The sequence below is a fragment of the Phytopseudomonas seleniipraecipitans genome, from assembly GCF_900102335.1.
GTDB classification, from domain to species: Bacteria; Pseudomonadota; Gammaproteobacteria; order Pseudomonadales; family Pseudomonadaceae; genus Aquipseudomonas; species Aquipseudomonas seleniipraecipitans.
Genome location: NZ_FNBM01000010.1, coordinates 36,325 through 49,699, shown reverse-complemented (window position 1 = coordinate 49,699; position 13,375 = coordinate 36,325). Strand labels below are relative to the sequence as shown.

Sequence of the window (13,375 nt, the reverse complement as noted above, 5' to 3'; positions counted from 1 at the left end):
ACGTGGCGAATGGTGCCGTACCGTGGTTCCCCAGCGACCACGATCACGGGGCCCCAAGGCAGGGCCCTACCACTGTGTTTAGACCGCGACCTGCTCCGCCGGCGAGACGATGCTGCTCTTGCCCCGCGAGCGGCCGGAGCTGAGGTAGTCGGCGATGGATTCCTGGGTAACTTCGCCGAGGAAGTCGTTGTCGGCACTGAGCACCGGCAGCCAGGAGCGGTTGAACTCGTACATGCGCGACAGCAGGATGCGCAGGTGTTCATCGTGGGCCGCAGTGGCATTGAAAGTCTGCAGGAACGGCTGCACCGCCCCGCTCTGCCCGCGCAGGTCGCGACGGCGGATATAGCCCTGGGCCTTTTTCTGCGCATCGGTCACCACCACGTGACGGCGGTCATGCTCTTCCATCAGCTCCAGCGCATCGGCGACAGCAGTGTCCGGCAGCACCGAAGGTGCGTTGTCGGCAGCGTCTTCGGCGCGAATCAGCAGCAGGCGCTTGAGGGTGCTGTCCTGGCCGACGAAGCCGCTGACGAAATCGTCCGCCGGGTGTGCCAGCAATGTATCCGGGTGATCGTACTGGAGCAGAGCGCCGTCCTTGAAGATGGCGATCTTGTCGCCCAGCTTGATGGCTTCGTCGATGTCGTGGCTGACCATGATCACCGTCTTGTTTAGCGCCCGCTGCATTTGGAAGAACTCGTTCTGGATGGCATCGCGGTTGACCGGGTCCACCGCGCCGAACGGCTCGTCCATCAGCAGCACCGGTGCATCCGCGGCCAGGGCGCGGATCACCCCGATACGCTGCTGCTGGCCGCCGGACAGCTCGCGCGGGTAACGCGACAGGTACTGTTTGGGTTCCAGCTGCACCATGCTCATCAGCTCGACCGCGCGTTCGTGGCAGCGTTTCTTGTCCCAGCCGAGCAGCTTGGGCACCACGGTGATGTTCTCTTCGATGGTCATGTTGGGGAACAGACCAATCTGCTGAATCACATAGCCGATGTTGCGGCGCAAGGTCACTTCGTCGATGCCGGTGGTGTCTTCACCGTTGATCAGCACACGCCCGGAGGTCGGTTTGATCAGCCGGTTGATCATCTTCAGGGTGGTGCTCTTGCCGCAGCCGGACGGGCCGAGGAACACGCAAATCTGTCCCTCGTCGACGGTCAGGCTGACTTCGTTAACGGCAACGACATCTTTGCCCTTCTGGTGGAATTTCTTGGTCAGCTTGTCGAGTTCAATCATGTTCGGTTCCTCAGCGAGCGGCTTTCAGGCCACGGGGAGTGAGCGTTTTCTGCAGCCACTGCAAAAACAGGTCGGCAACGATGGCGAGCACGCTCACCAGCACCGCGCCGACGAAAAGGGTGGCCATGTCGCTGCGACTGATGGCCGTGAGAATCAGCACGCCCAGGCCGCCGGCGCCGATGGTGGCGGCGATGGTCATCACGCCGATGTTCATCACCACCGCGGTGCGCACACCCGCCAGAATCACCGGCACGGCGATGGGCAGGTCGACCATGCGCAGGCGCTGCCAGAAGCTCATGCCGATGCCTTTACCCGCCTCGCGGATACCCGGCTCGACGCTGCTCAGCGCCAGGTAGGTGTTGCGCAGGATCGGTAGCAGCGAGTACAGGAACACCGCGGTGACGGCAGGTAGCGGCCCGAGGCCTTGGCCGAACTGCGAATAGAACGGCAGCAGCAGGCCGAACAGGGCAATGGCCGGCAGCGTCAGCACCACGGTAGCGGCGCCCTGCAGCGGCCCGGCGAGCCAGGGGAAGCGGGTCATCAGGATGCCCAGCGGCACGCCGATGATGATCGCCAGGCCCACGGCAACGCCGACCAGGGCAATGTGCTCGCCGGTCAGGCTGACGACCTGCGCCCAGTCGATATGTTGGAAAGCGGTCATGAAATCCATATCAGCGCGCCTCTTCGATCAGTTTTTCCTGACGCAGGAAATCGGCAGCCACCGCGGCGGGGGTTTCGCGGTCGACGTCCACGCGGGCGTTGAGGCGACGCATGGTGGCGTCGTCGAGGCGCTCGGCCAGCGGTTTGAGCAGGTCGGCAAGATCAGGGTGCGCCTTCAGGTAATCGGCGTTGACCACCGGCGCGGCGGTGTAATCAGGGAAATAGCCGCGGTCGTCTTCCAGCAGACGCAGGCCGAAGGATTCCAGCCGACCGTCAGTGGTGTACACCAGGCCGACGAATACCTGGCCGTTGCTCAGGGCCGTGTAGACCAGCCCAGGGTCCATCTGGCGGACTTCGTCGCGGGTAAATTTCAAGCCGTATTCCTTGACCAGGCCGTCGAGGCCATCGGAGCGGTTGGCGAACTCGATATCCAGCGCCAGCAGGCGGCTGTCCTTGGCCGGCTGCTGCAGCACTGCGGCCAGGTCGCTGATGGTCTTGATGTCCGGGAACTCCTCGGCAACCTTTTCCGGCAGCGCCAGGGCGTAGGTGTTGTTGAAGCGGCTTGGCGCCAGCCAGATCGCGCCGGTTTTGGCGTCCAGTTCCTTGACGCGCTGGTAGGCGGCTTCTTTGTCGAGGCGCTCGGTGACCTTGTTGTAGGCCACCAGCGAAGTTCCGGTGTATTCCCAGGTCAAGTCCAGCTGGCCGCTCTTCATGCCGTTCCAGGCAATGGTGCTGCCCAGGTTGCCGACGATGCGCGACTCATAACCATGCGGCCGCAGGTACTGCGCGGTGAGTTCCGAGAGGATCGCCTGCTCGGTGAACACCTTGGCCCCAATACGCAGCTCTGCAGCCTGGCTGGTGGCGGCCAGCAACAGGCCGGCACAAACAACGAAAAACTTCATCATGGATTCCTTCAACGGGCCACCCCACGCTCGAACCAGAAACGGCTGATGGCCGCGACCAGGCCGTCGAGCAGCAGCGCCAGCAGCGCGGTGGCCGCTGCGCCGAGAATCAGCAAGGGTTGGTTTTCCAGAGCAATGGCGGGAAAAATCAGGCTGCCGAGGCTGTTGGCGCCGATCAGAAAGGCCAGCGGTGTGGTGCCCACGTTCAGCGCCAGGGCAACCCGCACGCCGCCGACGATGATCGGCACGGCGTTCGGCAGTTCGACTTGCCAGAGCACCTGGCCAGGGGTCATGCCGATGCCGGTAGCGGCCTCCTTCAGTGAGCCAGGAACGTTGCGCAATCCCTCATAGGTGTTGCGCACGATCGGCAGCAGTGACGCCAGGAACAGCGCCAGAATCGCCGGGCCGTTGCCAATGCCGATAATGGACAGGGCAATCGCCAGCACCGCCAGCGGCGGCACGGTGTTACCGACGTTGAACACCTGCATGAAGCGTTCGGCACTGTGCTCACGGCCGGGTCGGCTGAGCACAATGCCAGCAGGAATCCCCACGGCCAGTGCTGCGAACATCGACACGAACACTAGGTACAGGTGCGCCTGCAGGTAGAACGCCAGGTCTTCGCGGTGCGCTTCGAGCACCGCCGGGGTGATCCAGTGGACCAGCAAGGCCAGTACCGCAACCAGCGCTACAGCGCCCAGCAGCACCTTGCCCAAGCTTTTCAGCATGTTTCGACTCCAATCGACGACGGGTAAAGCCCATCGAGCTGGCCGGACGCGTTGCGCGTCAGCCGTCAAACGCCAGAGGGGGAAACATCTTGCAAGGCGCGCTGCATACCTCTGCAACCGCGTCCTGCAGCCCTCCGACCCATGTGTACTCGACCGTCCATCGGCGCTGCGGTTCAACCTTCTGCCACTGTTCTGCCATGTGCCGACTGGCTGCCAGCCAAACACACCCCGTTACAACACGGTTATTATTGGGCGATAAAGTCGTTCGCCGGGCGGGCGAACCACCCAACTAACAAGGAGAATCCGTGCTCGACCTCGTTGCCGCTTTTATCGTTCTCACCACGCTGCTCACCTACGTCAATTACCGCTTCATCCGCCTGCCGCCGACCATCGGCGTGATGGCCACGGCGCTGGTGTTCTCGCTGGTCGTCCAGGGGTTGAGCCAGCTCGGTTACCCGCTGATCGAACTGGAAGCGCAGGAGATCATCCGCCGTATCGACTTCTCCGACATCCTGATGACCTGGTTTTTGCCAGCGCTGCTGTTCGCCGGGGCGCTGCACGTGGATTTGAGCGACCTGCGTAACTACAAGTGGCCCATCGGCCTGCTGGCAACGGTTGGCGTACTGATCGCCACCAGCGTGATCGGAGGCCTTGCCTACTCGATCTTCGAGCTGTTTGGCTGGCACGTCGACTTCATCTACTGCCTGCTATTCGGTGCGCTGATCTCGCCGACCGATCCAATCGCGGTGATGGGTATTCTCAAGACGTCGGGTGCGCCCAAGCCGCTGGCCACCACCATCGTCGGCGAATCGCTGTTCAACGACGGCACCGCGGTGGTGGTTTTCACCATCCTGCTTGGCATCCTGCAACTGGGCAGCACGCCGACGCTGGGCACGGTGACCTGGCTGTTCATCCACGAGGCAGTGGGCGGTTTGATGCTGGGCGCGGCGCTGGGCTATGGCGTGCTGCTGATGCTGCGTAGCATCGACCAGTACCAGGTCGAAGTGATGCTCACCCTCGCCCTGGTGTTCGGTGGTGCGGCGCTGGCGTCGCGCCTGCATGTGTCCGGGCCGATCGCGATGGTGGTGGCCGGACTGATCATCGGCAACCTGGGCCGCAAACACGCCATGTCGGACGAATCGCGGCGCTACGTGGACGGTTTCTGGGAACTGATCGACGAGATCCTCAACGCCCTGCTGTTCGCCCTGATCGGCCTGGAATTGCTGCTCTTGCCGTTCTCCTGGCTGCACATCATCGCGGCATTCGTACTCGGCGCCGCCGTGCTGGTGGCGCGCCTGCTCACGGTGGCACCGGCCATTTTCGTGATGCGCCGTAGCGCCGGCGGTCGCCGGCAGGTGTCTCACGGGGCGATCCGCATCCTCACCTGGGGCGGGCTGCGCGGCGGCGTATCCGTCGCCCTGGCGCTGTCGCTGCCGCTGGGCGAGGAACGTGATCTGCTGCTGAGCCTGACCTACATCGTCGTGCTCACCTCGATCCTGCTACAGGGGTTGTCCATCGGGCCACTGGTCAGCCGGCTGTATCGCGATATGCCAAAAGAGCCTGCCGGCGATCATCACTGACGAGCAGGCTGGCGATGAGCCTATCGCCAGCCCCTCTCAGAGGCGGGACTCGAGCACCAGTAGATTGTGCTCGACCTTCCAGCCCACGCGATTGAGAAAGCTCATGCCCAGCAGCGCCTCGGTGGGCGAGGCGCCTTCCAGCACCACCGCCTCGACGCCGAGCACCTGCAGCGCGCCGACGCTCACCTTGTCGAGGGTGATACGCCAGCCACGTGCGGTGCCACTGGCCGTACTGACCTGGATGGGCTGGCCGCGGGTGCGGTAATCAATACCCAGGCGGCGTGCCTGGTTTTCATTGAGCGCCACCGACGTAGCGCCCGTGTCGATCAGAAACTGTTGAGACCGGCCATTGATCGCGCCCTCGGCCCAGTAATGGCCGCCATTGCTGCGGGCGATGCTGAGGGTCTGTTTCTGCGGCTCGGCGAAACCGCTGGCATTGTATTCACGGCTGAGGCTGTAGCTGCGCTCTACGCCATCTACCCGCAGTACCGCGCTGCGGCTGTCGGCACTGACCACCTGCACGCCACCCGGCCCCGCCTGGCCAACCCGCACCAGCTTGCGCTGGCCGTCCACGGATATGACCGCAGCGCCCGGAAACAGGCCGACCACCTGGACTTGCGGTGCAGCAAGGGCCAGTTGCGCCGCCAGCAGGCCGGCCATGCCGCAGATCAATCGACGCATCCTGCCGCTCCTGCTCATTCAAAAGGGTAGTGCTGGCCCCAGCGCTCGAAGACCGGACGCAGCGCGTCCTGTGCTACCAGTTCGGCCATACGCTGATCGTAGAGTTTGGCCAGCGCACGGCCACGCGAGGTATCGGCGAAACCGATGTACAGCGGCAGACGAATCAGGTCGGCAACCCGGTATTTGGAGGGATCGGAAGCAGCATCCAGCACCTCCAGAACCTCTGGCTGGGCATCGATGTAATAGTCGACATGGTTATGGTCGAGCATCGGCAGGATGCCACCACGACGCAGCAACTCGTTGTAGTGGTTGAGCCCGGGGATGTAGCGCTGGTACTCATAGCCGCGCATCCACACCAGGCGCGACTCTGCCAGCGCCTTCTGATCAGGCACGGGCTTGGAAGCCAGGCTGAGGGCGCTGATCAGATCCGAATCATAATGCCAGGTGGGGTACACCACCCCTTCGCTGACCTCGTTCTGGTAAGACGCCACCCATGCATCCGCCTCGCCTCGCTGCACCAGACCAATGGAGCGGGTGTAGGGCACGATCTGCATGTCCAGCTTGACCCCGGCAGGCTCGAAAATCAGGCGCAGCACGTCCCAGGACAACCCGGTGCCATCGGCATTGATGCGATCGACCCAAACATCACTGGCCATGCGGATATTGGTGGGCAGCTCATCGCCTGCCTGCACGCAAGCGGTAAAGGACAACAGCAGTGCCAGCCAGAAACCTCGACTCATCGCGCCTCCCGATCAGCCAAAGCCCAGGCTGGCTGCCAAACCGTTGCTCCAACCCCATACCAAACCCTGCATGGCCAGCCAGGCGAACACGCCAGCCAGCACATCATCGAGCATGATGCCGAAACCGCCATGTACGTGCCGGTCGATCCAGCGGATGGGCCAGGGTTTGAGAATGTCGAAGAAGCGGAACATCAAAAAGCCCACCAGCAACCAGCCCCAGCCTTCAGGCACCAGCCACAGGGTGATCCACATGCCGACCATTTCGTCCCAGACGATGCCTTCATGGTCGTGTACACGCAGGTCCTCGGCGACCTTGCCGCACAGCCAGGTGCCGAACAGCATGGCGATGCCCAGCATCAGCCAGTAGCCCCAGTCCGGCAACATCTGCCACAGCGGAATGAAGGGCACCGCCACGATCGAACCCCAGGTACCAGGCGCCTTGGGCAGGGTCCCGGAGCCGAAGCCAAAGGCCAGGAAGTGCCAGGGGTTACGCCACACGGATGGCGGTACGAACTCGGCGGGAACTTGCTTGGGATGATCAGTCACATTGCGATCCGAAATGTTGGTAGCCACTCAGCGGCGGCTTGATTGTTCGGCCCTCGGCATCCTGCAGGTGTACGCCTTGCCCGGCTTCGACCCGACCGATCACGTATACAGGCTGCCCCGAGGCGCGGAGCGCGTCCAGTTTCTCGGTAGGCAGGGTAAAGGCAAGCACATAATCATCGCCACCACCAAGCGCCAGCTGGCGTGCGGTTTGTTCGCCTACACAGGCACGCAGGGCAGCGGACAACGGTAGACGCCCCTCCTCGACGATCAGCGCCACGCCGGAAGCGCTGGCGATATGCGCGCAGTCGGCGAGCAGGCCATCGGAGATGTCCAGGGCGGCGGTCGCGAGCCCTCGCAACGCCTGACCGAGCGCCAGCTGCGGCGACGGCGACCAGTAGTGAGCCAACAGTTCGGCGGCGCCGTCCTGCGCGGCGCGCTCGCCAAGCACGAAGGGCAAAGCACCCGCCGCATTGCCCAGCGGACCGCCAACACACAACAGATCACCCGCGCGCGCGCCAGATCGGGTCAGTGCCTGGCCGCTGGGCACACGACCAAATACTGTGAGCGTCATGCTCAACGGCCCGCGTGTGGTATCGCCCCCGATAAGACGTACGCCACAGTGGCGCGCCATGCTGTCCAGCCCGGCCGTAAAATCGGCCAGCCAGTCAGTGCACACATCAGGAAGAGTCAGCGCCAGGGTGAAAGCCAGGGGCGTTGCGCCCATGGCGGCCAGATCACTGACCGAGACGGCCAGAGCACGCTGGCCGAGTAGCCGCCCATTGGCATCTGCGGGAAAGTGCACGCCCGCCACCAGGGTGTCGGTGGACACCGCCAGCTGTTCGCCGACGGGCACGTCCAGCAAAGCGCAGTCGTCACCGATTCCCAGCACCACTCCTTCGGCCGCCTGCGCACAGGCGGCAGCGGCGAAGTAGTGGCGGATCAGCTCGAACTCGCCCAAGAGGCTCAGCGCTTGCTGTTGAAGTCGCGGACTTCGTCGGCGCGCAGCTTCGGCGCCAGTTTATCCAGCACGCCGTTGACGAACTTATGGCCGTCGGTGGCGCCGAATACCTTGGCCAGCTCGATGCCTTCGTTGATCACCACGCGATATGGCACATCGATGCGGTTACGCAGCTCGTAGGTGGACAGGCGCAGGATGGACAGCTCGACCGGGTCGATCTCTTCCAACGGGCGATCGAGCAGCGGCTCGAAGGCGCTGTCGATTTCGGTCTTCTGCCGCGGCACACCGTGCAGGATTTCGTGGAAGTAGGCGCCGTCGACCGCAGTGAAGTCGTTGTCGACCCGAAACTGCGCTTCGATCTCGTTCAGCGCCTGCCCGGCGATGTGCCAGGAGTACAGCGCCTGCATGGCGAGCGTGCGCGCCTGACGGCGAGCCAGTACCTTGGCGCTCGGGCCTTTTTTGACTGGCTTGTTGTCGTTCTGGCTCACTTGGCCTCCAACTGCGCCAGCAGGCTGACCATTTCAAGAGCGGACAGCGCTGCTTCAGCGCCCTTGTTGCCGGCCTTGGTGCCGGAGCGCTCAATGGCCTGCTCGATGGAATCGACGGTCAATACGCCGAATGCGACCGGTACGCCGAACTCCATGGAAACCTGGGACAGGCCCTTGGTGCACTCGCCCGCTACGTATTCGAAGTGCGGGGTGCCACCACGGATCACCGCGCCGAGCGCGATGATCGCATCGTACTCGCCGCGCTGAGCGACTTTCTGAGCGACCAGCGGGATTTCAAAGGCGCCCGGTGCGCGGATGATGGTGATGTCGTCTTCGCTGACGCCATGGCGCACCAGGGCGTCAACGGCGCCGCTGACCAGGCTTTCGACCACGAAGCTGTTGAAGCGGCCGACCACCAGGGCGAAGCGGCCCTCGGCAGCGATGAAATTACCTTCGATGGTCTTGAGTGTCATAGCGAATTCTCGAGCTTGTCTTAAAGAGCCAGGGCATGCCGCGGCAAGCCCTGAAAATAAAGGCGATGAGGCAAAAATAGCTCATCGCGGCAGTCACCCCGTTATTTCGGGGGCAGGTATTCTACAACTTCCAGATCGAAACCGGATATCGCGTTGAACTTCATAGGTGCACTCATCAGGCGCATCTTGCGCACACCGAGGTCACGCAATATCTGCGAACCGGCGCCGACCGTGCTGTAGGTGCTCGGCGCCTTGCTGGTGGCGGTACCGTCCGCCTCGCGAATATGCGCCAGCACTTCGTCGCCGCCCAGCGAATGGCCGAGCAACAGCACCACGCCGCCACCGGCATTGGCGACTTCGGTCATCGCCGCGCGCAGGCTCCAGCGGCCGGGCTGGCGAACCATCAGCAGGTCGCGCATCGGATCCATGTTGTGCACTCGCACCAGGGTCGGCTCTTCGGCGCAGATGGTGCCCAGGGTCAGTGCCATGTGCACATCGCCTTCCACCGAGTCACGGTAGGTAACCAGGTTGAAATGGCCGACTTCGCTATCCAGCGGCTGCTCGGTGATGCGCTGCACAGTGCGCTCGTGGAGCATGCGGTAGTGGATCAGGTCGGCGATGGTGCCGATCTTGATGCCGTGCTGCTCGGCGAACACTTCCAGCTCCGGGCGACGGGCCATGGTGCCGTCGTCGTTCATGATCTCGCAGATCACCCCGCTCGGTTCAAAGCCGCCCATGCGTGCCAGGTCGCAGGCCGCTTCGGTATGGCCGGCACGCGCCAGCACGCCGCCGGGCTGGGCCATCAGCGGGAAGATATGGCCGGGGCTGACAATGTCTTCAGCCACCGCGTGCTTGGCCGCAGCGGCCTGCACGGTGCGGGCACGGTCAGCGGCGGAAATGCCGGTGGTCACGCCCTCGGCGGCTTCGATGGACACGGTGAACTTGGTGCCAAAACCCGACCCATTGCGCGGTGCCATCAGCGGCAGCTTGAGCGTTTCGCAGCGCTCGCGGGTCATCGGCATGCAGATCAGGCCGCGGGCGAAACGCGCCATGAAGTTGATGTTCTCGGCGGTCACGCATTCCGAGGCGATGATCAGGTCGCCTTCGTTCTCGCGGTCTTCGTCATCCATGAGGATGACCATCTTGCCAGCGCGAATGTCTTCGACCAGCTCTTCGATACTGTTGAGTGCCATGGTGGCGGTGTCCTTAATGCTTCAGGTAGCCGTGTTCGGCGAGAAACCCTTCGGTGAGCCCGGCGCTGGTCGGCTCGGCGGCCTTGTCACCGAGCAACAGACGCTCCAGGTAACGGGCCAGCAGGTCGACCTCGAGGTTGACCCGACGACCAGGACGGTAGTCGGCCATGATGGTTTCGGCCAGGGTGTGCGGCACGATGGTCAACTCGAACTCGGCACCGTCCACGGCATTCACCGTCAGGCTGGTGCCGTCGACTGTGATCGAGCCCTTGTGGGCGATGTACTTGGCCAGCTCACGCGGCGCACGCACCTTGAACTGAATGGCGCGGGCGTTTTCCTCGCGGGAGACGATCTCGCCGACGCCATCGACATGGCCGCTGACCAGGTGGCCGCCCAGGCGGGTGGTCGGCGTCAGGGCCTTTTCCAGGTTGACCCGGCTGCCGCTCTTGAGGTCGATGAAGGCGGTGCGTGCCAGGGTCTCGCGGCTGACATCGGCCCAGAAGCCGTCGCCCGGCAGCTCGACCGCAGTCAGGCACACGCCGTTGACGGCGATGCTGTCACCCAGCACCACGTCACTCAAATCGAGCTTGGCGGTCTTCACGTAGACACGCACGTCGCCGCCCTTGGGGGTGATGGCGGCGATGCTGCCGATGGATGCGATGATTCCAGTGAACATGGAAAATCCCCTCAGACAGGCAGTTCTGCGAGCTTGCGCAGGGTGTCGGCACAGGTGCGCGCCGCTTCGGCGCCCTTGACCAGGAAGTGCTCGCGGAAGAACGTCTGGTGCTCTTCGCCGGCATGGAAATGATGAGGCGTCAGCACGGCCGAGAATACCGGCACGTCGGTCTCCAGTTGCACCTGCATAAGGCCCTCGATGACCGCCTGGGCAACGAACTCGTGACGGTAGATGCCACCATCGACCACCAGGCCGGCAGCCACGATACCGGCATAACGGCCACTTCTGGCCAGACGCTTGGCATGCAGGGGAATTTCGAAGGCGCCACCGACCTCGAAGCAATCGATCTCGCTGGCAGCGTAGCCTTGGCGCTGCATCTCTTCGAGGAATGCATTGCGGGATTGATCGACGATTTCGCGGTGCCAGCAGGCCTGCACGAAAGCAACCCGGCGCACGTTAGAGGTAATGGACATGTTCAACTCCTGTTTGGTTAAAACAGGGCAGCTTGGATCGATAGGGACATAACGGACGTACGGCAGCCGCAAGGGCGCCTTGTCAGACATTCCCGCTCTCTCTTCATCCGGACTATACCGTCGGCTCCGGAATCACACCGGATCTGCTAGACCCCGGTTGGCTGGTGCCGTACCGGGCGCTCGCGGGCTAGACGCGTTGCGCATCATTACCGCCGGTGGGGAATCACACCCCGCCCTGAGAACGTTGTGGCCACGCTGTGCGGCCGACAGGCGTTTTACCACAGTTGCCGCAGAGGTGCACGGCAGGAGTGCCCGAGCGGCGTGCGTCAGGCGGTGGAATCAGGCACGGCGATGATTCGCCAGTCGTCGCCCACTGCGCGCATGTCGACGATCCTCAGCGGCTTGGCCTCGGCCATGCGCGCCAGCGGCAGATCGAGCAGCGGCCGGGCGCTGGAGCCGAGAAACTTCGGCGCAACGAACAGCTGATATTCATCGACCAGCCCGAGCCGAGCGAATGCTCCGGCGAGTTTCGGCCCTGCCTCGACCAACACCTCGTTGGCGCCCCGGCCCGCCAAGTCCAACAGCAGCTTACGCAAGTCGACATGGCCGTTGCTGCCGGGCATTGCCAGCAATTCGTGGCCGTCATCGACATAGCGATTGCGCGACGTCGCCGCCGCACAGGTGGCCACCAGCGCCGGGCCGGCCTGGAAGAACGGCGCGCTCAGCGGCACCCGCAAGCGGCCGTCGATCAGCACGCGCAACGGCGGACGGGCCTGCGCCAGGGCGGTGAGTTCGGCGCCAAGGCCCAGCTCGTCGGGGCGCACCGTCAATCTGGCCGCATCGGCCAGCACGGTGTCGGCGCCGCTTAGTACCACACTGGAGCGCGCACGCAGGCGCTGAACCGCAGCGCGAGCTGCCGGCCCGGTGATCCATTGGCTTTCACCACTGGCCATCGCCGTACGCCCGTCCAGGCTCATCGCCAGTTTGACCCGCACCAGCGGCAGGCCGTGCTCCATGCGTTTAACGAAGCCGGCATTGAGCGCCCGCGCTTCAGCTTCCAGTACACCGCTCTGCACCGAGATGCCGGCATTCATCAAGCGCAGCAACCCGCGCCCGGCGACCTGCGGATTGGGGTCCTGCATGGCCGCGACTACCCGGGCGACACCGGCCGCGACCAACGCATCGGCGCACGGCGGTGTGCGTCCGTGATGACTGCACGGCTCAAGGGTCACGTACGCCGTGGCGCCGCGCGCCTTGTCGCCGGCCTGGCGCAGCGCATGAACCTCGGCATGGGGCTCGCCGGCCTTGGCATGCCAGCCTTCGCCGACGACGTTGCCGTCACGCACGATCACGCAGCCGACACGCGGATTGGGATGGGTGGAATACAGCCCCTTGCGCGCCAGTTCGAGGGCGCGGGCCATGAATGCCTGGTCGCTGTCGCTCATCTCAATCCTGATTGGGCTCGCGGGAAAGACGGTCGATTTCCTCGCGGAATTCGTTGAGGTCCTGGAAGCGCCGGTACACCGAGGCGAAGCGGATGTAGGCCACCTCGTCGAGTTTCTGCAGCTCGGTCATCACCAGCTCGCCCAACACCAGCGACTTGATTTCGCGCTCGCCGGTGGCGCGCAGGCGGTGCTTGATATGCGCGATGGCCGCCTCCAGCCGTTCGATGCTTACCGGGCGCTTCTCCAGCGCACGCAGCATGCCGGCGCGCAGCTTCTCTTCGTCGAAAGGCTGGCGGCTACCGTCCTGCTTGATCAGGCGCGGCATCACCAGTTCGGCGGTCTCGAAGGTGGTGAAGCGCTCGCCACAGGCCAGGCATTCACGGCGACGACGCACCTGCTCGCCCTCGGCGACCAGACGCGAATCGATGACTTTGGTGTCGTTGGCAGAGCAAAAGGGGCAGTGCATGGTCGAAACAGCCAGGCGAGAAAGCCCGCATGGTAGCGCATCCGCCCGACCCGGTGCCAAGCGCCGCAGGGCCACTTTCCTTTGCATTCGCCAGTGGCTATGGGGAGAATCCAGCCATTGCCCCGAGGATCGTCCC

The 13,375-nt window shown here is 63.9% G+C and carries 16 protein-coding genes and 1 riboswitch; of the genes, 1 reads left to right on the top strand and 15 read right to left on the bottom strand.

Annotated elements, in window-relative coordinates:
• Window positions 1-78 precede the first annotated feature (78 nt).
• Genes BLS60_RS18615 through BLS60_RS18600 form a run of 4 tightly spaced genes read right to left on the bottom strand, consistent with a single transcriptional unit; the run spans window position 79 to window position 3,520 of the window.
• Complete coding sequence (locus tag BLS60_RS18615; RefSeq protein ID WP_092371010.1) at window positions 79-1,233, bottom strand: ABC transporter ATP-binding protein; 1,155 nt, start codon at window positions 1,231-1,233, stop codon at window positions 79-81.
• 10 nt (window positions 1,234-1,243) lie between these two features.
• Window positions 1,244-1,903 carry an ABC transporter permease gene (locus BLS60_RS18610; RefSeq protein WP_070882651.1) on the bottom strand — a complete coding sequence of 220 codons (660 nt, stop codon included), beginning with the start codon at window positions 1,901-1,903 and terminating at the stop codon, window positions 1,244-1,246.
• 1 nt (window position 1,904) lies between these two features.
• Window positions 1,905-2,795, bottom strand: a complete 891-nt coding sequence (locus BLS60_RS18605) for a glycine betaine ABC transporter substrate-binding protein (protein ID WP_092371007.1) — start codon at window positions 2,793-2,795, stop codon at window positions 1,905-1,907.
• An 11-nt stretch (window positions 2,796-2,806) separates the two neighbouring features.
• On the bottom strand, window positions 2,807-3,520 hold the full coding sequence (locus BLS60_RS18600; RefSeq protein ID WP_092371004.1) for an ABC transporter permease: 714 nt from the start codon (window positions 3,518-3,520) through the stop codon (window positions 2,807-2,809).
• 305 nt (window positions 3,521-3,825) lie between these two features.
• Here BLS60_RS18600 and BLS60_RS18595 point away from each other — a divergent pair, with 305 nt between their 5' ends.
• Complete coding sequence (locus BLS60_RS18595; RefSeq protein WP_070882648.1) at window positions 3,826-5,100, top strand: cation:proton antiporter; 1,275 nt, start codon at window positions 3,826-3,828, stop codon at window positions 5,098-5,100.
• Between the two features lie 36 nt (window positions 5,101-5,136).
• On the opposite strand, the gene BLS60_RS18590 is transcribed toward BLS60_RS18595, so the two are convergent.
• The 11 genes from BLS60_RS18590 to nrdR all read right to left on the bottom strand — a co-directional run bounded on the left by BLS60_RS18590 (window position 5,137) and on the right by nrdR (window position 13,239).
• Window positions 5,137-5,781: a retropepsin-like aspartic protease family protein gene (locus tag BLS60_RS18590; protein ID WP_070882647.1), complete on the bottom strand. Its 645-nt coding sequence runs from the start codon at window positions 5,779-5,781 to the stop codon at window positions 5,137-5,139.
• A 14-nt stretch (window positions 5,782-5,795) separates the two neighbouring features.
• Entirely contained in the window at window positions 5,796-6,521 is a 726-nt protein-coding gene (locus BLS60_RS18585; RefSeq protein WP_092371001.1) for a type 2 periplasmic-binding domain-containing protein, read from the bottom strand.
• Window positions 6,522-6,533: 12 nt separating this feature from the next.
• Window positions 6,534-7,067 carry a phosphatidylglycerophosphatase A family protein gene (locus tag BLS60_RS18580; protein WP_070882645.1) on the bottom strand — a complete coding sequence of 178 codons (534 nt, stop codon included), beginning with the start codon at window positions 7,065-7,067 and terminating at the stop codon, window positions 6,534-6,536.
• Complete coding sequence (thiL, locus tag BLS60_RS18575) at window positions 7,060-8,025, bottom strand: thiamine-phosphate kinase (protein ID WP_092370998.1); 966 nt, start codon at window positions 8,023-8,025, stop codon at window positions 7,060-7,062. The genes BLS60_RS18580 and thiL overlap by 8 nt, the downstream gene beginning before the upstream one ends.
• Before the next feature lie 5 nt (window positions 8,026-8,030).
• Window positions 8,031-8,513, bottom strand: coding sequence for a transcription antitermination factor NusB (gene nusB, locus BLS60_RS18570; RefSeq protein ID WP_070882643.1), 483 nt, complete (start codon window positions 8,511-8,513; stop codon window positions 8,031-8,033).
• Window positions 8,510-8,986, bottom strand: coding sequence for a 6,7-dimethyl-8-ribityllumazine synthase (gene ribH, locus BLS60_RS18565; RefSeq protein ID WP_070882642.1), 477 nt, complete (start codon window positions 8,984-8,986; stop codon window positions 8,510-8,512). The genes nusB and ribH overlap by 4 nt, the downstream gene beginning before the upstream one ends.
• Window positions 8,987-9,087: 101 nt before the next feature.
• The gene (ribBA, locus tag BLS60_RS18560) at window positions 9,088-10,179 is read right to left on the bottom strand and encodes a bifunctional 3,4-dihydroxy-2-butanone-4-phosphate synthase/GTP cyclohydrolase II (protein ID WP_092370995.1); all 1,092 of its coding nucleotides are present in this window, start codon (window positions 10,177-10,179) and stop codon (window positions 9,088-9,090) included.
• 13 nt (window positions 10,180-10,192) lie between these two features.
• The gene (locus BLS60_RS18555; RefSeq protein WP_070882640.1) at window positions 10,193-10,855 is read right to left on the bottom strand and encodes a riboflavin synthase; all 663 of its coding nucleotides are present in this window, start codon (window positions 10,853-10,855) and stop codon (window positions 10,193-10,195) included.
• Window positions 10,856-10,866: 11 nt separating this feature from the next.
• Complete coding sequence (locus tag BLS60_RS18550; RefSeq protein ID WP_070882639.1) at window positions 10,867-11,328, bottom strand: 6,7-dimethyl-8-ribityllumazine synthase; 462 nt, start codon at window positions 11,326-11,328, stop codon at window positions 10,867-10,869.
• A gap of 90 nt (window positions 11,329-11,418) precedes the next feature.
• Window positions 11,419-11,575, bottom strand: a riboswitch (FMN riboswitch).
• A gap of 79 nt (window positions 11,576-11,654) precedes the next feature.
• Window positions 11,655-12,773: a bifunctional diaminohydroxyphosphoribosylaminopyrimidine deaminase/5-amino-6-(5-phosphoribosylamino)uracil reductase RibD gene (gene ribD / locus BLS60_RS18545; protein WP_092370992.1), complete on the bottom strand. Its 1,119-nt coding sequence runs from the start codon at window positions 12,771-12,773 to the stop codon at window positions 11,655-11,657.
• A gap of 1 nt (window position 12,774) precedes the next feature.
• Window positions 12,775-13,239, bottom strand: coding sequence for a transcriptional regulator NrdR (nrdR, locus tag BLS60_RS18540; RefSeq protein WP_070882637.1), 465 nt, complete (start codon window positions 13,237-13,239; stop codon window positions 12,775-12,777).
• Window positions 13,240-13,375 lie beyond the last annotated feature (136 nt).

Coding starts and splice junctions, on each gene's coding strand:
- BLS60_RS18615 (WP_092371010.1), bottom strand. CDS start 1,233: ATGATTGAACTCGACAAGCTGACCAAGAAATTCCACCAGAAGGGCAAA.
- BLS60_RS18610 (WP_070882651.1), bottom strand. CDS start 1,903: ATGGATTTCATGACCGCTTTCCAACATATCGACTGGGCGCAGGTCGTC.
- BLS60_RS18605 (WP_092371007.1), bottom strand. CDS start 2,795: ATGAAGTTTTTCGTTGTTTGTGCCGGCCTGTTGCTGGCCGCCACCAGC.
- BLS60_RS18600 (WP_092371004.1), bottom strand. CDS start 3,520: ATGCTGAAAAGCTTGGGCAAGGTGCTGCTGGGCGCTGTAGCGCTGGTT.
- BLS60_RS18590 (WP_070882647.1), bottom strand. CDS start 5,781: ATGCGTCGATTGATCTGCGGCATGGCCGGCCTGCTGGCGGCGCAACTG.
- BLS60_RS18585 (WP_092371001.1), bottom strand. CDS start 6,521: ATGAGTCGAGGTTTCTGGCTGGCACTGCTGTTGTCCTTTACCGCTTGC.
- ribH (WP_070882642.1), bottom strand. CDS start 8,986: ATGACACTCAAGACCATCGAAGGTAATTTCATCGCTGCCGAGGGCCGC.
- ribBA (WP_092370995.1), bottom strand. CDS start 10,179: ATGGCACTCAACAGTATCGAAGAGCTGGTCGAAGACATTCGCGCTGGC.
- BLS60_RS18555 (WP_070882640.1), bottom strand. CDS start 10,855: ATGTTCACTGGAATCATCGCATCCATCGGCAGCATCGCCGCCATCACC.
- BLS60_RS18550 (WP_070882639.1), bottom strand. CDS start 11,328: ATGTCCATTACCTCTAACGTGCGCCGGGTTGCTTTCGTGCAGGCCTGC.
- ribD (WP_092370992.1), bottom strand. CDS start 12,773: ATGAGCGACAGCGACCAGGCATTCATGGCCCGCGCCCTCGAACTGGCG.
- nrdR (WP_070882637.1), bottom strand. CDS start 13,239: ATGCACTGCCCCTTTTGCTCTGCCAACGACACCAAAGTCATCGATTCG.